At 42.2% G+C, this 21,118-nt stretch carries 16 protein-coding genes; all 16 read left to right on the forward strand.

What is annotated here, in order from left to right; translation table 11 throughout:
• Positions 1–41 precede the first annotated feature (41 nt).
• The 16 genes from SB660_RS02235 (at position 42) to pnp (ending at position 21,101) form a co-directional block, all read left to right on the forward strand.
• Complete coding sequence (locus tag SB660_RS02235; RefSeq protein WP_234034891.1) at positions 42–4,295, forward strand: PolC-type DNA polymerase III; 4,254 nt, start codon at positions 42–44, stop codon at positions 4,293–4,295.
• 421 nt (positions 4,296–4,716) lie between these two features.
• Entirely contained in the window at positions 4,717–6,567 is a 1,851-nt protein-coding gene (locus tag SB660_RS02240) for a glycoside hydrolase family 9 protein (RefSeq protein WP_169056525.1), read from the forward strand.
• Between the two features lie 30 nt (positions 6,568–6,597).
• Complete coding sequence (locus tag SB660_RS02245) at positions 6,598–8,703, forward strand: glycoside hydrolase family 48 protein (RefSeq protein ID WP_169056526.1); 2,106 nt, start codon at positions 6,598–6,600, stop codon at positions 8,701–8,703.
• An 84-nt stretch (positions 8,704–8,787) separates the two neighbouring features.
• Positions 8,788–10,020, forward strand: a complete 1,233-nt coding sequence (locus tag SB660_RS02250) for an endo-1,4-beta-xylanase (RefSeq protein ID WP_410581135.1) — start codon at positions 8,788–8,790, stop codon at positions 10,018–10,020.
• 18 nt (positions 10,021–10,038) lie between these two features.
• Positions 10,039–11,172: a glycoside hydrolase 5 family protein gene (locus SB660_RS02255; RefSeq protein ID WP_410581137.1), complete on the forward strand. Its 1,134-nt coding sequence runs from the start codon at positions 10,039–10,041 to the stop codon at positions 11,170–11,172.
• 238 nt (positions 11,173–11,410) lie between these two features.
• Entirely contained in the window at positions 11,411–11,884 is a 474-nt protein-coding gene (gene rimP / locus SB660_RS02260) for a ribosome maturation factor RimP (protein ID WP_003211398.1), read from the forward strand.
• Between the two features lie 32 nt (positions 11,885–11,916).
• Complete coding sequence (gene nusA / locus SB660_RS02265; RefSeq protein ID WP_003211013.1) at positions 11,917–13,032, forward strand: transcription termination factor NusA; 1,116 nt, start codon at positions 11,917–11,919, stop codon at positions 13,030–13,032.
• A 15-nt stretch (positions 13,033–13,047) separates the two neighbouring features.
• Complete coding sequence (gene rnpM, locus SB660_RS02270; protein ID WP_041815520.1) at positions 13,048–13,338, forward strand: RNase P modulator RnpM; 291 nt, start codon at positions 13,048–13,050, stop codon at positions 13,336–13,338.
• Positions 13,325–13,627, forward strand: coding sequence for a YlxQ family RNA-binding protein (locus tag SB660_RS02275; protein WP_012009992.1), 303 nt, complete (start codon positions 13,325–13,327; stop codon positions 13,625–13,627). Before rnpM ends, SB660_RS02275 begins: the two co-directional genes overlap by 14 nt.
• A 19-nt stretch (positions 13,628–13,646) precedes the next feature.
• A complete protein-coding gene (gene infB, locus SB660_RS02280) occupies positions 13,647–15,767 on the forward strand; it encodes a translation initiation factor IF-2 (RefSeq protein ID WP_058013968.1) in 2,121 nt (706 codons plus the stop codon).
• Entirely contained in the window at positions 15,764–16,042 is a 279-nt protein-coding gene (locus SB660_RS02285) for a DUF503 domain-containing protein (protein ID WP_012009994.1), read from the forward strand. Before infB ends, SB660_RS02285 begins: the two co-directional genes overlap by 4 nt.
• A 17-nt stretch (positions 16,043–16,059) precedes the next feature.
• The gene (gene rbfA, locus SB660_RS02290; RefSeq protein ID WP_007499525.1) at positions 16,060–16,410 is read left to right on the forward strand and encodes a 30S ribosome-binding factor RbfA; all 351 of its coding nucleotides are present in this window, start codon (positions 16,060–16,062) and stop codon (positions 16,408–16,410) included.
• A 68-nt stretch (positions 16,411–16,478) separates the two neighbouring features.
• On the forward strand, positions 16,479–17,408 hold the full coding sequence (gene truB / locus SB660_RS02295; protein ID WP_410581142.1) for a tRNA pseudouridine(55) synthase TruB: 930 nt from the start codon (positions 16,479–16,481) through the stop codon (positions 17,406–17,408).
• Positions 17,409–17,426: 18 nt separating this feature from the next.
• Positions 17,427–18,392: a bifunctional riboflavin kinase/FAD synthetase gene (gene ribF / locus SB660_RS02300; RefSeq protein WP_268497849.1), complete on the forward strand. Its 966-nt coding sequence runs from the start codon at positions 17,427–17,429 to the stop codon at positions 18,390–18,392.
• A 140-nt stretch (positions 18,393–18,532) separates the two neighbouring features.
• On the forward strand, positions 18,533–18,802 hold the full coding sequence (rpsO, locus tag SB660_RS02305) for a 30S ribosomal protein S15 (protein ID WP_012009997.1): 270 nt from the start codon (positions 18,533–18,535) through the stop codon (positions 18,800–18,802).
• A 181-nt stretch (positions 18,803–18,983) separates the two neighbouring features.
• Positions 18,984–21,101, forward strand: a complete 2,118-nt coding sequence (gene pnp / locus SB660_RS02310; protein ID WP_003211098.1) for a polyribonucleotide nucleotidyltransferase — start codon at positions 18,984–18,986, stop codon at positions 21,099–21,101.
• The last annotated feature ends 17 nt before the right edge of the window (positions 21,102–21,118 follow it).

Raw genomic sequence — 21,118 nt, forward strand, 5'->3', positions numbered from 1 at the left:
TCACACGGCGGCAATTTCATATATTACTCAATCAGATTCAAATGACAGATGATGACCTCAGTCGTTACTTTGAAGAAGGAGAAATCGTCAAATTGACGGTGCATAAGGCGACGAAAACGTGGCATTTCCTTTTTAAATTTAAGGCGCTTCTGCCTTACAAGGTGTATGCGATGTTTCTCAGCAGGCTGACGAATGCATTTTCTCATATTGCACAAGTCACTTGTACGATTGAAGTCAATGATCCGAGCATCTCTGAAGAGCTCGTTCAATCGTATTGGTCACATTGTGTGGAAGAGCTTCAAGGAATTTCTCCTCCAATTATCAGCTTGCTTCAGCAGCAAAAACCATCGCTGTCTGGACATAAAATCATCATCAAAACAAAAAGCGAAACAGAGGCTTTGGCCATCAAGAAGAAGTACAGTCCAATGCTCCAGGCTGCTTTTAAACAAGTAGGCTTTCCAGAACTCCAATTTGATACAGAAATTTTTGTATCAGATCAAGAGATTCAGAAGTTCAGAGAACAAAAGCTTGCTGAAGATCAAGAAAGAGCGATGCAAGCCCTCACTGAGATGGAGAAGAAGGAAAGTGAGGAGCAGGAGGAAGGTCCGTCTGGCCCTCTCATGATTGGCTATCAAATTAAAGACAATGAAGAAATTCGTACGCTTGATAGTATTATGGACGAGGAAAGAAGAATCACCGTCCAGGGCTACGTATTCGATGCAGAAACGCGTGAGCTGAAAAGCGGCAGAACGCTTTGTATATTTAAAATTACAGATTATACAAACAGTATTTTAATTAAAATGTTTGCAAGAGAAAAAGAAGATGCACAGCTGATGAAATCATTGAAAAAAGGCATGTGGGTCAAAGCAAGAGGAAGCATTCAAAACGATACGTTTGTTAGAGACCTTGTCATGATTGCCAATGACGTCAATGAAATGAAACCTCAGCTGAAGGAAGATACGGCACCTGAGGGTGAAAAGCGCGTCGAGCTTCATTTGCATTCCCCAATGAGCCAAATGGATGCTGTTACTGGCATCGGCAGGCTGGTGGAACAAGCAAAAAAATGGGGACATGAAGCGATTGCCCTGACGGATCATGCGGTGGTACAATCCTTCCCAGATGCGTATGCAGCAAGTAAAAAGCATGACATCAAAATGATGTATGGTGTGGAAATCAACTTGGTCGATGACGGAGTACCTATTGCCTATAATCCAGAGCACCGTTTGTTAGAGGATGCAACGTATGTCGTATTTGACGTAGAGACAACTGGACTTTCAGCTGTTTATGACACGATCATTGAGCTGGCAGCAGTGAAAATAAAGGGCGGAGAAATCATTGACCGTTTTGAGGCATTTGCAAATCCTCATCACCCATTATCAGCGACAACGATCGAATTAACAGGTATTACGGATGATATGGTCAGAGATGCTCCGGATGTCGTCGATGTCGTACGGGATTTCAAAGAATGGATTGGACAAGATATCCTTGTTGCGCACAATGCAAGCTTTGATATGGGCTTTTTAAATACAGCGTACAAACGCCTGTTAAAAACAGATAAAGCGTCAAACCCTGTGATTGATACACTTGAACTTGGCCGATTCCTTTACCCCGAATTTAAGAATCACCGGCTGAACACACTTTGTAAAAAGTTCGATATAGAACTGACGCAGCATCACCGCGCCATTTACGATGCAGAGGCGACAGGCTATCTCATGCTAAAAATGCTAAAAGATGCGGCTGAAAAGGATATTGCCTATCACGATCAATTGAATGAAAACATGGGTCAGTCTAATGCTTACCAGCGCTCACGTCCTTACCATGCCATTCTGATCGCACAAAATGAGACAGGGCTGAAAAATTTATTCAAGCTTGTTTCTCTTTCTCATATTCATTATTTCTACCGGGTGCCCCGCATACCGCGCTCACAGCTTGAGAAATATCGAGAAGGACTAATTATCGGGTCTGCCTGTGATAAGGGTGAAGTGTTTGAAGGGATGATGCAAAAATCACCTGATGAGGTGGAAGACATTGCAGCATTTTACGACTATTTAGAAGTTCATCCGCCAGAAGTGTATCAGCATCTGCTGCAGCTGGAGCTTGTTCGAGATGAACGTGCGTTAAAAGAAATCATCACAAACATTGTGAAGCTTGGCGAAAAGCTGAATAAACCAGTCGTGGCAACTGGAAATGTGCATTATCTGCATCCAGAAGACAAAATTTATCGTAAAATCTTAATTTCATCACAAGGTGGAGCAAATCCGCTGAACCGTCATGAACTGCCAAAAGTTCATTTTAGAACGACAGATGAAATGCTTGAAGCATTCTCCTTTCTAGGTGAGGAAAAAGCGAAAGAGATCGTCGTGACGAATACTAAAAAAGTCTCTGAGATGGTCGAAAGCATTAAACCAATAAAAGACGACCTATACACACCAAAAATTGAAGGTGCAGATGAAGAAATACGGGAAATGAGCTATCAAATGGCGCGCAGCATCTATGGAGATGACCTGCCGAAAATCGTAGAAGACCGCATTGAGAAAGAGTTAAAAAGTATTATCGGTCATGGCTTCGCCGTTATTTACTTAATCTCTCATAAACTCGTAAAGAAATCACTTGATGATGGATATCTTGTTGGTTCAAGGGGATCTGTCGGCTCATCTCTTGTTGCCACTTTAACAGAGATTACCGAAGTGAACCCGCTTGCGCCGCATTATGTATGTCCAAGCTGTAAGCATTCCGAATTCTTTAACGACGGATCTGTTGGTTCAGGCTTTGACCTTCCTGACAAAGACTGCCCCGAATGCGGCACGCCGTACAAAAAAGACGGGCACGATATTCCGTTTGAAACGTTCTTAGGTTTTAAAGGAGACAAAGTCCCTGATATCGACTTGAACTTCTCAGGTGAATACCAGCCGATTGCCCATAACTATACGAAAGAGCTGTTTGGTGAAGAGTACGTATACCGAGCAGGTACGATTGGTACTGTTGCAGAAAAAACAGCATACGGTTACGTGAAAGGCTACGCTGGAGATCATAATCTTCATATGAGGGGCGCAGAAATCGACCGGCTTGTACAAGGCTGTACAGGGGTAAAACGGACAACGGGCCAGCATCCAGGCGGTATTATTGTAGTACCGGATTATATGGACATTTACGATTTCTCACCTATTCAATTTCCAGCAGATGCGACAGGTTCTGATTGGAAAACGACGCATTTTGACTTCCATTCAATCCATGACAACTTGCTCAAGCTTGATATACTAGGGCACGATGATCCTACGGTTATTCGTATGCTTCAGGATTTAAGCGGAATTGATCCAAAAACAATTCCAACAGATGATCCTGAAGTGATGAAAATTTTCCAAGGAACAGAGCCTCTTGGTGTAACAGAGGAGCAAATTGGCTGTAAAACAGGTACACTCGGTATTCCAGAGTTTGGGACAAGGTTCGTTCGGCAAATGCTTGAGGATACAAAACCAACAACCTTCTCAGAGCTCGTTCAGATCTCTGGATTATCACACGGAACAGATGTATGGCTCGGAAACGCGCAAGAGCTCATCCACAATAAAACGTGTGAACTAAGTGAAGTGATTGGGTGCCGTGACGATATTATGGTCTATCTCATCTATCAGGGCTTAGAGCCGTCACTTGCCTTTAAAATCATGGAGTCTGTTCGTAAAGGAAAAGGACTTCCTCCTGAATGGGAAGAAGAAATGAAGAATAATAATGTTCCGAACTGGTATATTGATTCTTGTAAAAAGATCAAATACATGTTCCCTAAGGCCCACGCAGCTGCTTACGTATTAATGGCTGTACGGATTGCCTACTTTAAGGTGCATCATGCACTTTTATACTATGCGGCTTACTTTACCGTTCGTGCAGATGACTTTGATATTGAAACAATGACAAAAGGATCAAATGCGATTCGAGCAGTCATGGATGATATTAACTCAAAAGGTTTAGATGCATCACCGAAAGAAAAGAACCTATTAACTGTACTAGAGCTTGCCCTTGAAATGTGTGAAAGAGGCTATCATTTCAAAAAAGTGGACCTCTACCGATCAAGTGCAACAGAGTTTATCATTGATGGTGACGGATTGATTCCGCCATTCAACTCAATCCCTGGTCTCGGAACGAACGTTGCGTTAAATATTGTGCGCGCACGTCAAGATGGGGAGTTCCTTTCAAAAGAGGATTTACAAAAACGCGGAAAAGTGTCGAAAACGATCCTAGAATATTTAGATCGTCAAGGCTGCTTAGAAGCACTTCCTGATCAAAACCAACTTTCTTTGTTTTAATGTGATCAATGAAGAGCGCCCTTATAAAGGGCGTTCTTTTTTATATATACAATAATATTATTATGTTAACTAATAAGGAATTCCTGTCAATTGGAATCATTTTCTAATTCATTCATATACCTTGATTTAGCGTGATGTTTTAAGAGAAGAGATTGTATGTCATTCTTTCTACCTAAATAGAGCAAAAAAGAGAATTTCGCCGTCTGAAATGTTCTCATGCAACATATGATCATTCTGGGTACAGTCACAGAAAGAATCAAGAGAAAACAACTTCGATGAGCACAAAGCTGATTGCTGTTTACTATGCTTATTTTTGAAACATATTTGATTCTTTTCAAAGCTGTTCAAATCACGTTCCGAATAAAAGGAGGTGGCTTGTCTATTCATGTTTGACTAAAAAGAAGGGGTGAGTCATACGGAAATGGCATCCTATAACTATGTAGAGGTTCTTCAAAAATCCTTGTTGTTTTATGAAGCGCAGCGGTCTGGAAAGCTGCCTAAAAGCAGCCGTCTCAACTGGCGGGGAGATTCCGGACTAGAGGATGGCAAGGATGTAGGGCATGACTTAACTGGCGGCTGGTATGACGCAGGTGATCATGTAAAATTTGGTCTTCCAATGGCCTACTCAGCAGCTGTACTTGCTTGGACAGTATATGAATACCGAGAAGCCTATGAAGAGGCAGAACTGCTTGATGACATCTTAGATCAGATCAGGTGGGCAACAGATTATTTTTTGAAAGCTCATACAGGTCCTAACGAGTTTTGGGCGCAGGTAGGTGATGGGAACGCTGATCATGCTTGGTGGGGACCGGCAGAAGTGATGCCGATGAGCCGGCCAGCTTTTAAAATTGATGAAAATTGCCCTGGAACAGAAGTGGCCGCCCAAACTGCGGCAGCTTTAGCAGCGGGTTCTATCATTTTTAAAGAGACAGATGCCCCTTATGCAGCAAAGCTTCTGACGCACGCGAAACAGCTTTATGCATTTGCTGACCGGTATCGCGGCGAATATACAGATTGTGTCACAAATGCTCAACCGTTTTACAATTCATGGAGCGGCTATATTGATGAACTTATATGGGGCGGAATCTGGCTGTACTTGGCAACAAATGAAGAAACCTATTTAAATCAAGCACTAAAAGCAGTGGAGGAATGGCCGAAGGATTGGGATTATACGTTTACCATGTCGTGGGACAATACTTTTTTTGCTTCGCAAATCTTACTCGCCAGAATCACGAAAGAGAACCGATTCATAGAATCGACAGAGCGTAATCTCGATTACTGGACGACGGGTTTTGTTCAAAATGGAAAAGTCGAAAGAATCACTTATACGCCTGGCGGTTTGGCATGGCTTGATCAATGGGGCTCGCTTCGTTATACAGCAAATGCAGCATTTTTAGCCTTTGTCTACGCTGATTGGGTGTCAGATGAAGAAAAAAAGAATCGATACCAAACGTTTGCGATCAACCAAACTCACTATATGCTTGGTGATAATCCGCTTAATAGAAGCTATGTCGTTGGGTTTGGCCAGAACCCGCCGAAGCATCCGCACCACCGAACTGCACATGGCTCATGGTCTAACCAGCTGACAAATCCTTCGAATCATCGTCACACTCTTTATGGGGCGCTTGTTGGCGGACCTAATGCACAGGATCAATATGATGACGACATCTCTGATTATGTATCAAACGAGGTGGCGACGGACTATAATGCCGCTTTTACAGGAAATATAGCCAAAATGGTGCAGCTGTTTGGAAAAGGGCAATCAAAGCTGCCCAATTTCCCGCCTAAAGAACAACCAGAGGATGAGTTTTTTGTAGAGGCAGCAGTGATGAATAACGATGCAACTTCTACTCAAGTCAAGGCGGTCCTATTCAACCGGTCTGGATGGCCGGCGAGAAGTAGTCAAACGCTCTCCTTTAGATATTACGTCAATCTGAGTGAGGTCTTTGCAAAGGGATTCACTGAAAAAGATATTCAAGTGACAGCCGCCTACAATGAAGGCGCTTCCTTATCTCCGCTCAAGGTATATGACGCATCAGCTCACGTCTATTATGCAGAAATAGATTTTACCGGCGTAGCGATTTTTCCTGGAGGAGAATCAGAGCATAAAAAGGAAATCCAATTTCGATTATCTGCACCAAATGGATCGAATATATGGGATGCCTCAAATGATTATTCCTTTCAAGGCTTAACATCCAATATGCAAAAAACACCGAGAATACCTGTTTTTGATGATGGTTCTTTAGTATTTGGTACACTTCCAGACAAATAAAAATCAAGATTTATTGAAAGGGTGAAGGATTTGTCAAACAAAGAACGGTTTTTAACGCTTTATCATCAAATTAAAAGTGATGCGAATGGATATTTTTCACCAGAAGGAATTCCGTATCATTCAATTGAGACACTCATTTGCGAAGCGCCTGATTATGGGCATATGACAACGTCAGAAGCATATAGTTATTGGCTGTGGCTAGAGGTGTTGTACGGACATTACACAGGGGATTGGAGCAAATTAGAGGCAGCATGGGACAATATGGAGAAATACATCATCCCAGTAAATGAAGATGGAAATGATGAACAGCCGCATATGAGCGCCTACAACCCTTCTAGTCCAGCCACCTACGCAGCAGAAAAACCATATCCGGATCAATATCCTAGTCAGCTGAGCGGAGCTCGTCCTGCTGGTCAAGATCCGATTGATGGTGAATTGAAATCAACCTATGGAACAAATGAAACGTATTTAATGCACTGGCTGCTTGATGTCGATAACTGGTATAAATATGGGAACTTGCTCAATCCATCACATAAAGCTGCATATGTGAACACGTTCCAGCGTGGTCCGCAGGAATCAGTATGGGAGGCGATCCCGCATCCATCACAAGATGATAAATCTTTTGGGAAGCCAAATGAAGGCTTTATGAGCTTGTTCACAAAAGAAAATCAAGAACCAGCTGCTCAGTGGCGCTACACCAATGCGACGGATGCTGATGCGCGTGCAATACAAGCAATCTATTGGGCAAAGGAACTTGGCTACAATAATTCAACCTATCTTGATAAAGCGAAAAAAATGGGTGATTTTCTCCGTTACGGTATGTACGATAAGTATTTTCAAACGATTGGAAGCGGTAAGCAAGGGAATCCGTACCCTGGAAACGGAAAGGGTGCCTGTCATTACTTAATGGCGTGGTATACCTCTTGGGGCGGAGGACTTGGCGACTATGCAAACTGGTCATGGCGTATCGGAGCGAGCCATTGTCACCAAGGGTATCAAAACCCTGTCGCCGCTTATGCTTTGTCCTCAGACAAAGGTGGTTTAAAGCCATCTTCCTCTACTGGTGCAAGCGATTGGGAAAAAACATTAAAAAGGCAGCTTGAATTTTATGTATGGCTTCAATCAAAAGAGGGAGCGATAGCAGGGGGTGCAACCAATAGCTGGAATGGAGACTATAGTGCATATCCGGCGGGAAGAAGTACTTTTTACGATATGGCATACGAGGATGCACCTGTTTATCATGATCCGCCTTCTAATAACTGGTTTGGGATGCAGGCATGGCCGATGGAGCGCGTAGCAGAGCTTTATTATATTTTAGTGAAAGATGGAGATAAAACTTCTGAAAATGTTCAAATGGCTAAATCCTGTATCACAAAATGGGTTAACTATGCACTCGATTACATTTTTATCGGCAGCCGTCCTGTGTCGGATGAAGAGGGTTATTTCTTAAATGACCAAGGACAAAGAATTCTAGGGGGAACAAATGTTTCTGTGGCTACAACGAGTGCACCAGGCGAGTTTTGGCTTCCTGGAAATATTGCTTGGAGCGGACAGCCTGACACGTGGAATGGATTCCAGTCTGCAACAGGAAATCCAAACCTAACAGCTGTCACAAAAGATCCAACTCAGGATACGGGCGTATTAGGGAGCCTAGTCAAGGCATTAACTTTCTTTGCTGCTGCTACAAAGCTTGAAACAGGGGATTATACAGCGCTTGGTGTCAGAGCGAAAGATGCAGCCGCACAGCTCCTTGAGGTGGCGTGGAATTACAATGATGGCGTGGGCATTGTAACAGAAGAAGAAAGAGAGGACTATGACCGCTTCTTTAAAAAAGAAGTGTATTTCCCAAATGGTTGGAACGGGACATTTGGTCAAGGGAATCAGATTCCTGGAAGCAGCACCACTCCTTCTGATCCGCAGCGAGGAGGAAATGGAGTCTATACGAGTTTTGCTGATCTTCGTCCGAACATTAAACAAGATCCAGCATGGCCTTCACTTGAGAGTAAGTATCAGTCTTCATTTAATGAAGCAACGGGCAAATGGGAGAACGGGGCACCGGTTTTCACTTATCACCGTTTCTGGTCACAAGTGGATATGGCCACTGCCTACGCAGAATATCATCGTCTGATCAACTAACAGTCGAAATTTAAGCTGCCGGTTTCTTTGAGCCGGCAGTTTGATTAAGAAATATAAATCCAATGAAGATAGGGGGATTTTTACATGGTCAAAGAAAGAAGCTTTCTTCATCAATCATTCAACAAGGGCGAAAATGAGCAGATGATCAATCTGATGTGGAAAAAAGAGGCGAATGATCGAATCGCAGAGCATAGACAAAGAGACCTTGTGATAAACGTGACAAACGGCGATAAAAAGCCAATAGCAGGTATAGAGGTTGAAATTAAGCAAATCAGGCATGAATTCGCATTTGGTTCAGCAATGAATGACCAAGTGTTATTTAATCAACAATATGCTGATTTTTTCGTGAAGTATTTTAATTGGGCTGTTTTTGAAAATGAGGCAAAATGGTATGCGAATGAGCCACAAAGAGGGAAAATCACCTATGAAAAAGCAGATGCGATGCTGAATTTTGCAGATCGACATCAACTTCCAGTGAGGGGGCACGCTTTATTTTGGGAGGTAGAGGATGCGAATCCAAGCTGGTTGAGGTCACTGCCGAATCACGAAGTATATGAAGCCATGAAAAACCGGCTTGAGCATGCGGGCAATCATTTTAAGGGAAGATTCCGCCATTGGGATGTAAACAATGAAATGATGCACGGTTCATTTTTTAAAGATCGCTTTGGGAAAAATATTTGGAAGTGGATGTATGAAGAAACGAAAAAAATTGACCCGAAAGCACTTTTGTTTGTGAATGATTATAATGTGATCTCATATGGTGAGCACCATGCGTATAAAGCGCATATCAATGAACTGCGTCAGTTAGGCGCACCTATTGAAGCGATTGGGGTTCAAGGCCATTTTGAAGAACGGGTCGATCCAGTCATTGTCAAAGAGAGGCTCGATGTGCTTGCTGAGCTTGGTCTTCCTATATGGGTCACAGAGTATGACTCTGTTCACCCTGACGCTAATAGAAGAGCGGATAACCTAGAGGCTTTATATCGCGTCGCATTTAGTCATCCAGCCGTAAAAGGAGTGTTAATGTGGGGATTTTGGGCAGGTGCCCATTGGAGAGGTGAGCATGCGGCTATCGTGAATTATGATTGGTCTTTAAATGAAGCAGGACGACGTTATGAAAAACTTCTAAATGAGTGGACGACCCAAAGAGTTGAAACAACAGATGCTAATGGCCATGTGATATGTCCAGCATTTCATGGAACATATGAGGTTCGAATCGGCAAAGAAAATAAAATGTTGAAACAGCAGACAATTGAACTTGATTCAAATGAACAAGCACCGCTTCAGCTAGATGTGATCGTACCTGAAGAAGGATAGATTGTGAGGAGAATGTAAATGAAAAAGTGGACTCAAAGAGTGTCCTGCTTCATACTTGTGGTCGCTATATGGGCCGGCTGGTTTTCACTTACGATTAAAGCCGCCGCTTACGTGCAGACATCTGGTACACAATTTACGCTGAACAATCAACCATTTTACTTTGCTGGTACAAATAATTACTATTTCCATTACAAATCTAAAAAGATGGTAGATGCAGTGTTCGATGATATGAAAGCAATGAATTTAAAGGTCATACGTATTTGGGGATTTCACGACGGAGCCCCTCAAGAAAACTCCGTTTTACAATCTAGTCCAGGGGTCTATGAAGAATCAGGTTTTCAAAAACTAGATTATGCGATTTATAAAGCAGGACAGGAAGGGATAAAGCTTGTCATTCCACTAGTGAACAATTGGGATGACTTTGGCGGGATGAATCAATACGTAAAGTGGTTCGGGGCAGGAACGCATGATGCCTTTTATACAGATCCTCGTATTCAACATGCTTACAAAAATTATGTGCGCTATGTATTAGAAAGAACCAATACGTATACAGGTGTTCAATATAAAGACGATCCAGCTATTATGACTTGGGAATTGGCCAATGAGCCGCGTGTGCAGTCAGATCCAACGGGAAATGCACTAGTCAAATGGGCAGATGAAATGAGTAAATGGATCAAATCGCTGGATCGTCACCATCTTGTTGCAGTAGGAGATGAAGGGTTCTTTCGCATACCAGGGCATGAAGATTGGTTGTACGGAGGCGGAGAAGGCGTCGATTGGGACCGTTTGACGGCTCTTCCTAATATTGATTATGGAACCTATCACCTGTACCCAGATCATTGGAACAAGTCTGCTACCTGGGGAGTGAAATGGATTGAAGACCATATCACCCGCGGGAAGTCAATCGGAAAACCAGTTGTGTTAGAGGAGTTTGGCTATCAAAATCAATCAGCACGTCCTGACGTATACGAAAGCTGGCTTTCAGCGATTGAGCGGCTCGGAGGGGCAGGCAGTCAATTTTGGATTTTAACAAGCATTCAGGACGATGATTCGCTCTATCCGGATTATGACGGTTTCCGCATCATAAAAGGGAGCAGGGAGGCAGCACTGATCAGTGATCATGCGAAAAGAATGAACGAAAAGAACCGATGACGAATGCCTGCAGAATAAGGAACTTCATTTGCATAAAAAAATTGGATATGGTATAGTTTTTATGGAAATGCTAACGATTACCGAGACAAGAGTGGGGAAACCCGCTCTTTTGTATTGAACAGGCAATTTTTGTCTCGACATTATTCATCCGTTTTCTGCTCCCCCTGCTCACATAAAGCAGGGTTTTTATGCAGAATGATTGATAAGAGCGTTTATCGAAAGCACAAGGAGGAAGAGAATGAGCAAAAAAGTAGTGGATGTCGTAAGCGAAATGGTGCAGCCAATTTTAGATGGCTTACAGCTTGAACTCGTTGATGTTGAATTTGTCAAAGAGGGTCAAAACTGGTTCCTTCGCGTGTTTATTGACTCTGATAAAGGCGTCGATATCGAAGAATGTGCCAAAGTGAGCGAAGCCTTGAGCGAAAAGCTTGATGAGGCAGATCCGATTAGCCAAAACTACTTTCTTGAAGTGTCCTCTCCTGGAGCGGAGCGCCCATTAAAGAAAAAAGCTGATTTTGAAAAAGCACTTGGAAAAAATGTTTTCATGAAAACATATGAACCAATTGATGGTGAAAAAGCATTTGAAGGTGAGCTTACAAGCTTTGATGGTGAGATTGCAACAGTGACAGTGAAGATCAAGACAAGAAAGAAAGAGATCAATATTCCATACGAAAAAATAGCTAACGCAAGATTAGCAGTTTCGTTCAATTAACCTTTTCATTGATATAAGGGGGAACCATAAAAATGAGTAGTGAGTTGTTAGATGCCCTGACTGTTCTCGAGAAAGAGAAGGGTATTAGTAAAGAAATTATTATTGAAGCGATAGAAGCTGCACTCATTTCTGCATATAAGCGTAACTTTAATCAAGCGCAAAATGTTCGTGTTGATTTAAACCGCGAAACGGGAACAATTCGCGTATTTGCAAGAAAAGATGTTGTCGATGAAGTGTATGATTCTCGCCTTGAAATCTCTGTAGATGATGCAGCCAATATGAACCCGAATTACATGGTAGGTGACGTCGTTGAAATTGAAGTCACGCCAAAAGATTTCGGACGCATTGCAGCTCAGACTGCGAAACAAGTGGTGACGCAGCGAGTGAGAGAAGCAGAGCGAGGTGTGATCTACACTGAGTTTATCGATCGCGAGGAAGACATTATGACGGGAATCGTTCAGCGAATTGACAGTAAATTCATTTACGTGTCACTTGGCAAAATCGAAGCCCTTCTTCCAGTCAACGAACAAATGCCAAATGAGGACTACAAACCACATGACCGCATTAAGGTGTTTATTACAAAAGTCGAAAAAACAACAAAAGGACCACAAATTTATGTGTCTAGAACACATCCAGGTCTTTTAAAGCGTTTATTTGAAATTGAAGTGCCAGAAATTTATGATGGTACTGTAGAGCTTAAATCGGTTGCTAGAGAAGCTGGGGACCGTTCTAAAATCTCTGTTCGTACTGATGATCCTGATGTTGACCCAGTTGGTTCTTGTGTTGGACCAAAAGGTCAGCGTGTACAAGCAATTGTCAACGAGCTAAAAGGCGAAAAAATTGACATTGTCCATTGGTCTAATGACCCGGTTGAATTTGTTGCCAATGCATTAAGTCCATCAAAAGTACTTGATGTTATTGTGAATGAAGAAGATAAGGCGACAACAGTGATTGTCCCTGATTATCAGCTGTCGTTAGCGATTGGTAAAAGAGGTCAAAATGCTCGTCTTGCAGCAAAGCTGACTAGCTGGAAAATTGACATTAAAAGTGAAACAGATGCAAGGGAACTCGGTATTTTCCCAAGAACTGAAGACTCTGAATCTCTTTTCTTAGAGGCTGAACCAGTAGCTGAGGAATCTGACGAATAAGAGGTGATGTAAAAGGTGAATAGCCGAAAAAAAATCCCGCTTAGAAAATGTGTCGTGACGGGAGAAATGAAACCAAAGAAAGAACTGATCCGTGTTGTTCGTTCTAAAGAAGGTGAAGTGTCTGTTGACGCAACCGGAAAAAAGAACGGACGCGGAGCTTACCTTTCTCTCGATAAAGAAACCATTCTTGCGGCAAAGAACAAACGCAGTTTACAGCAGCAATTTCAGACACAGATTGACGAACACATATTTGAAGAATTACTAGAACTAGCTGAAAAGGTGAAAAAACCAAATGAATCAATCTGAATGGTATCCTTTGCTTGGTCTAGCAAATCGAGCTCGTAAAGTCGTGTCAGGAGAAGATCTTGTGATCAAAGAAATTAGACATGCGCGTGCTAAGCTGGTTCTTCTTGCAGCAGATGCCTCATCGAACACAGAGAAAAAGGTATCTGACAAATGCAAATTTTATAATGTTCCGGTTAGAAAAGTTGAGGACCGTTCCGTTCTCGGACGTTCTATTGGGAAAGAAGCTCGCGTAGTTGTCGCTGTCACTGACCAAGGCTTCGCAAAGAAGCTTATAAGCTTGCTCGATTAATTTATTTGGGGGTGAACGAATGGCTAAAGTGAGAGTATATGAATACGCAAAAGCCATAGATGTTTCAAGTAAAGATATTATAGCAGCGCTTAAGGATATGAACGTGGAAGTGAACAACCACATGGCGACGCTTGAAGACGACACTGTGAAAAAGCTAGACGCGATCTATAAAAAGGCCAAAGCAAAAGAGACAGCTAACGAGAAACCCGCAGAACAAAAAAAACAATCATCTAACAAAAACAATGATAGAAAGAAGAATGACGTGCAGAATAATCAATTTAATAAAAACAAAAAAAACAACAACCAAAACAAAAACAAAAATAAACGCGGTGGAAATAACAAATCGCAGCATCAGCAAGCTAGACCTGTGAAGCCTAAGAAAGAGCTTCCTGAAAAAATTGAATTTACAAATTCAATGTCAGTCGGCCAGCTGGCTGAAGAGCTTGGAAAAGAAACAGCTGAAATTATCAAAAAGCTGATGATGCTTGGTGTTATGGCAACCATTAACCAAGAGCTGGATAAAGATACAGTTGAATTAATCGCTTCTGAATATGGCGTTCCAGTAGAGGAAGTCATTATTTTAGAAGAAACTGAACTTGAAAAGTATGAAGTTGAAGATAAAGAAGAAGATATGCAAGTACGCCCTCCAGTTGTGACGATCATGGGACACGTTGACCACGGGAAAACAACGCTTCTTGACAGCATTCGTAAGACGAAAGTCGTTGAAGGCGAAGCTGGTGGAATCACGCAGCATATCGGTGCATACCAAATTGAAGAAAACGGCAAGAAAATCACGTTCCTTGATACACCTGGACACGCAGCCTTTACAACGATGCGTGCACGTGGTGCCGAGGTAACGGATACAACTATTCTAGTCGTTGCAGCAGATGATGGCGTTATGCCGCAAACGGTTGAAGCGATTAACCATGCGAAAGCAGCAGAAGTGCCAATCATTGTTGCTGTCAATAAAATTGACAAACCAACAGCGAACCCGGACCGTGTGATGCAGGAATTAACGGAGCATGGTCTAGTACCAGAAGCTTGGGGCGGCGAAACGATCTTCGTTCCTCTATCTGCAAAAACAGGTGAAGGCATTGATGAGTTGATTGAAATGATCCTTCTTGTCAGCGAAGTTGGAGAACTGAAAGCCAACCCAAATCGTGCGGCAAAAGGGACTGTCATCGAGGCTGAGCTTGATAAAGGAAGAGGATCTGTTGCAACCCTTCTTGTTCAAACTGGTACACTTCATGTAGGTGACCCAATCGTTGTCGGAAATACATTTGGCCGTGTACGTGCAATGGTTAATGACATCGGACGCCGCGTGAAAACAGCAGGACCATCTACACCTGTTGAAATCACTGGTTTAAACGATGTACCGAATGCAGGGGATCAGTTCCTCGTGTTCAAAGATGAAAAAACAGCTCGTCAAGTAGGTGAGGCGCGTGCTTCGAAACAGCTTGATGAACAGCGTTCAGACAAAGCGAAATTATCTCTAGATGACCTATTTGAGCAAATCAAACAAGGTGAAGTGAAAGATATCAACTTGATCGTGAAAGCAGACGTACAAGGTTCTGCTGAAGCACTGACGGCCGCTCTTCAAAAAATTGAAGTAGAAGGCGTAAAAGTGAAAATCATCCATACGGGTGTTGGAGCGATTACAGAATCTGATATTATTTTAGCAAGTGCTTCTAATGCGATCGTGATCGGATTTAACGTACGTCCTGATGGAAATGCGAAGAGCACAGCTGAAACAGAAAACGTAGATATCCGCTTACACCGCATTATTTATAAAGTCATCGATGAAATTGAAGCGGCGATGAAAGGAATGCTTGACCCTGAATATGAAGAAAAAGTCATCGGTCAAGTTGAAGTTCGTCAAACGTTCAAAGTATCTAAAATCGGTACAATTGCTGGTGGTTATGTCACTGAAGGAACCATCACAAGAGATAGTGGTATCCGCTTAATTCGTGACGGCGTCGTTATTTTTGAAGGCGAAGTCGACGTATTAAAACGATTTAAAGATGACGTGAAAGAAGTTTCACAAGGCTATGAGTGTGGTATTACCATTAAGAAGTACAATGATATCCGTGAAGGTGATGTCATGGAATCATTCGTTATGCAAGAAATCGAAAGAAAATGATCGGTTATACCGAATGTGAGTGCATCATTTATGATGCCTCCTCACTGAAGGAAAAACGTGCGGTTCTTCAGCGTATATTGACAAGAACGCGCCATAAATTCAATGTAACCATGGCTGAAATGGATTACCAGGACACATGGCAGCGTACATCAATTGGAATCGCCGTAATTTCCTCATCCCGGGTTCAAGTGGAAAAGGAATTGCAGCGTGTTTTAAGCTTTATTGATTCTTTTCCTGAAATTGAACGAACGATCACGAAAACTGAGTGGTTTTAATTAGAGGTGATAAGATCATGAGTATGAGAGCAACCCGCGTGGGTGAGCAGATGAAAAAAGAATTAGGCGACATCCTAGGCAGAAAGCTAAAAGATCCAAGAATCGGCTTTTTGACTGTAACCGATGTCGAAGTATCCGGTGATTTGCAAATTGCGAAAGTTTACATTTCTGTTCTCGGTGACGAGAAAAAAAGAGAGGAAACCTTAAAAGGCCTTGCAAAGGCTAAAGGGTATATCCGTTCTGAAATTGGCAATCGAATTAGACTTCGCAAAACACCAGAACTGCACTTTGAATTCGATGAATCTGTGGATTACGGAAACCGAATTGAAAGCCTAATTGCTGAACTAAACACAAAAGATCATGAATAAGACGTTGAAATAAGGATAGGCGATGATCGTCTGTCCTTTTTCATCGTTTACGAAAGGAGAGAGCGCAGATGATAAATGGTGTTCTTTTATTACATAAAGAAAGAGGGATGACCTCTCACGACTGTGTGTTCAAAGTGAGAAAGATCCTGCATACAAAAAAAGTGGGACATACAGGTACCCTCGACCCCGAGGTATCAGGTGTTTTGCCCATTTGTGTCGGAAGAGCAACGAAGATTGTCGAATACTTAACAGATAAATCAAAAACGTATGACGCAGAAATCACGATTGGTTTTTCTACAACAACAGAAGACCAAACAGGTGAGATCGTAGAAGAAAAAAAGGTGCAAAATCCCATCTCAGAAGAAGAAATTGATGCTGTGCTGAAACAGTTTCAAGGAACCATTGAACAAATTCCACCTATGTTTTCGGCAGTGAAAATTGGCGGGAAAAAGCTCTATGAATATGCAAGAGAAGGCATTGAAATCGAGCGACCGAGCCGTGAAATTACGATTCACCGTATCGAGCGGACAACACCTGCTTTATTTGAAAATGGAAAAGTATCATTTAGATTCACCGTTTTATGTTCAAAAGGAACATATGTCAGAACCTTAGCGGTTGATATTGGAAAGAAACTAGGATTCCCAGCTCATATGTCACACCTCATTCGCACAGGATCAGGTGATTTTACACTAGATGAGTGCATCACCCTTGATGAGCTGCGAGATATAAGCGAAGAAGGTACAGTAGATGAGCACCTTGTCCCGATCGAGCGTGCGCTCAATCATTTGCCGAAATGGGAGATAAATGATACATTAGCAAGTAAAGTGGAAAACGGTGCAGTCCTGCCAATGCCTGGTGAATTCGCTCATTTCGCAGAGGAAGATCGTGTCGCTGTCTTTGCTCCTTCAGGCCGGTGTATGGCGATATATATGAAGCACCCGACCAAACAGAATCTAATGAAGCCGGCGAAGATCTTATCTCAGGACAAGCAATCTTAAAGAAAAGGTGACCATCTCGTGAAGACTATACATATTTCACACCCACATACATTGAATCAAAAGGATCAAGACCCGTCTGTTATGGCTTTAGGGTATTTTGACGGTGTTCACCTCGGACATCAAAAAGTGATTGACGCAGCAAAAAGCATTGCGAGTAAAGAAGGTTTGGCTTTAGCAGTCATGACCTTTCATCCGCACCCATCACATGTTTTGCAAAAAGCACGTGAACCCAAGGACTTAATTACGCCGCTTGAGGATAAAATTGATTTCATCGAACAGCTGGGCGCTGACTATTTATACATTGTGCAGTTCAGCGAAAGCTTTGCAGCGCTATCGCCTCAAGAGTTTGTTGATCAATATTTAGATGAGCTGAATGTAAAGCACGCAGTAGCTGGTTTTGATTTTACGTTTGGCCGTTTTGGTGCAGGCACAATGGAAACCTTCGATGAGTACGGAAAAGGGCGTATTTCGGCCACCATCGTTCCTAAGTTGTCCAATCAAGACCGAAAAGTCAGCTCAACACTCATACGCTCTGCATTGAAAAATGGAGATGTTGAATATGTAAGTGAGCTTTTAGGAAAACCTTATCAGCTGCGCGGTATTGTCATTCATGGAGATAAGCGAGGACGGACGATCGGCTTTCCGACTGCCAATGTCGGTTTATCTGCTGAATATATCATTCCGCCAACAGGAGTTTATGCAGTAAGAGCAGAAGTAAAAGGCAAAGTGTATGACGGTGTTTGTAACATTGGCTATAAACCAACCTTTTATGAAAAACGCCCTGATCAGCCTGCTATTGAAGTAAACCTCTTTGATTTTAACGAAGAAATATATGGTGAACCGATTAAATTACAGTGGTTCAAGCGCATTCGCAGTGAGCAAAAATTTAACGGAATCCAGGAGTTAACGGCACAAATCAGTCAAGATAAAGAAGAAGCGATTCAGTTTTTTCAACATCAGCGAAAGCAAACAAAAAATTCATAGAAAAACAGCTCTACCATTTGCAAATTCAGCGTATTTTTAGTATGATTATTCCTGTAGCTTTAAAACCACTTACTTGGCAGGCCGACTTCACCGACGGTTGCGAGGTAGATGGGGCTAACATGATTTGGAGGTGAAACAGGATGGCTATTACTCAAGAGCGTAAAACTCAATTAATTAGTGAGTTCAAAACACACGAATCTGATACTGGATCTCCAGAAGTTCAGATCGCTGTCCTAACAGAATCAATTAACAACTTGAACGAGCATTTACGTACTCATAAGAAAGATCACCACTCACGTCGCGGTCTTTTGAAAATGGTAGGTAGACGTCGTAATCTTCTTACGTATCTACGTAATAAAGACGTAACTCGTTACCGTGAGTTAATTAACAAACTAGGCTTACGTCGATAATCGTAAAAAGCGGGAGGATTCCCGCTTTTTTATCGTATAATCACTAATATTTTATGGTTAAAATGTTGAAAGAATGGCAAAAACCCTTCTACATACACCTTTCACATTGATATGTGAAAATCATTTTGTTCATAATAAGAATTAACTAAAATTTCAAGATAAGAGAGGAGTTTTTCTCAGAATGGGACAAGAGAAACATGTCTTCACCATAGACTGGGCTGGACGTCAACTGACAGTTGAAACTGGCCAGCTTGCAAAGCAAGCAAACGGAGCGGTCCTCGTACGCTACGGAGATACAGCTGTGCTTAGCTCAGCAACAGCTTCTAAAGAACCAAAACCACTTGATTTCTTCCCGCTCACTGTGAACTACGAAGAAAGATTGTACGCAGTAGGTAAAATTCCTGGTGGCTTCATTAAAAGAGAAGGCCGTCCAAGTGAAAAAGCGATCCTTGCGAGCCGCTTAATTGATAGACCAATCCGTCCATTATTTGCAGATGGATTTAGAAACGAAGTACAAGTGATTAGTATCGTCATGAGTGTGGATCAAGATTGTTCATCTGAAATGGCTGCAATGTTTGGCTCATCATTAGCATTATGTGTGTCTGACATTCCATTTGAGGGACCAATCGCCGGCGTTACAGTAGGACGAGTTGATGGAAAGTTTATCATCAATCCCAATGTAGAACAGCTTGAACAAAGTGACATCAACCTTGTAGTCGCTGGAACAAAAGATGCGATCAACATGGTCGAAGCTGGTGCTGATGAAGTGCCAGAAGAAACAATGCTTGAAGCTATCATGTATGGCCACCAAGAGATCAAACGTTTAATCGAATTCCAAGAGGAAATTGTCAAGGCAGTCGGTAAAGCAAAGATCGATATTCCTTTATATGAAGTAGATCAAACGTTAGCAGACGAAGTAAAGGCACTTGCTGAAACAGACCTGCTGAAAGCGATTCAAGTACATGAGAAGCATGCACGTGAAGATGCAATCAGTGCTGTGAAAAAAGCTGTGGTTGAGAAATTTGAAGAAGAAGATCGCGACGAGGCGACAATTAAACAAGCGAAAGACGTATTAAACAAGCTTGTCAAAAATGAAGTTCGTCGTCTGATCACTGAAGAGAAAGTACGTCCAGATGGACGCGGTGTAGATCAAATCCGACCACTTTCTTCAGAAGTAGGACTTCTGCCAAGAACGCACGGTTCAGGTCTATTTACAAGAGGACAAACACAGGCGCTCAGTATTTGTACATTAGGTGCACTTGGCGATGTGCAAATTCTTGACGGTCTAGGCGTTGAAGAATCAAAACGCTTCATGCACCATTACAACTTCCCGCAATTCAGTGTTGGTGAGACAGGTCCAATGCGTGGCCCAGGCCGCCGTGAAATCGGACATGGAGCGCTAGGTGAACGGGCATTAGAACCAGTGATCCCATCTGAAAAAGATTTCCCTTATACGGTTCGCCTTGTGTCTGAGGTACTAGAATCAAACGGTTCTACTTCACAAGCAAGTATTTGCGCAAGCACACTTGCGATGATGGATGCGGGTGTTCCAATTAAAGCACCAGTTGCAGGCATTGCAATGGGACTTGTGAAATCTGGGGAATACTACACAGTGCTGACAGACATTCAAGGAATGGAAGATGCACTTGGAGATATGGACTTTAAAGTTGCAGGTACATCAAAAGGTGTAACAGCACTTCAAATGGATATCAAAATCGATGGTCTTTCAAAAGACATTTTGGAAGAAGCTCTCCAACAAGCGAAAAAAGGAAGAATGGAAATCTTAGATAGCATGCTGTCAACGATTCCTGCTTCTAGAGGAGAATTGTCTCGTTATGCACCAAAAATCTTAACGATGAAAATCAATCCTGATAAAATTCGCGATGTCATTGGACCAAGCGGTAAACAAATTAACAAAATCATTGAAGATACCGGTGTGAAAATCGATATTGAACAAGATGGTACAATCTTTATCTCTTCTACTGAAGAAGATATGAACCAAAAAGCGAAGAAAATCATTGAAGATCTTGTGAGAGAAGTTGAAGTAGGACAACTTTACTTAGGTAAAGTAAAACGCATTGAAAAATTCGGTGCTTTCCTTGAAATCTTCAGCGGCAAAGATGGACTTGTTCATATTTCTGAGCTTGCGCTTGATCGTGTAGGCAAAGTAGAAGATGTCGTGAAAATTGGCGATGAATTACTTGTCAAAGTCACTGAAATCGATAAACAGGGCCGTGTGAACCTTTCTCGCAAAGCTGTTTTACGTGAAGAAAAGGAAAAAGAAGAAAAACAGTCTTAATGAAATATGTTAGAAGC

Origin of the sequence: Bacillus sp. SIMBA_005 (assembly GCF_046535585.1) — a bacterium.
In the GTDB taxonomy this organism is placed as follows: domain Bacteria; phylum Bacillota; class Bacilli; order Bacillales; family Bacillaceae; genus Bacillus; species Bacillus pumilus.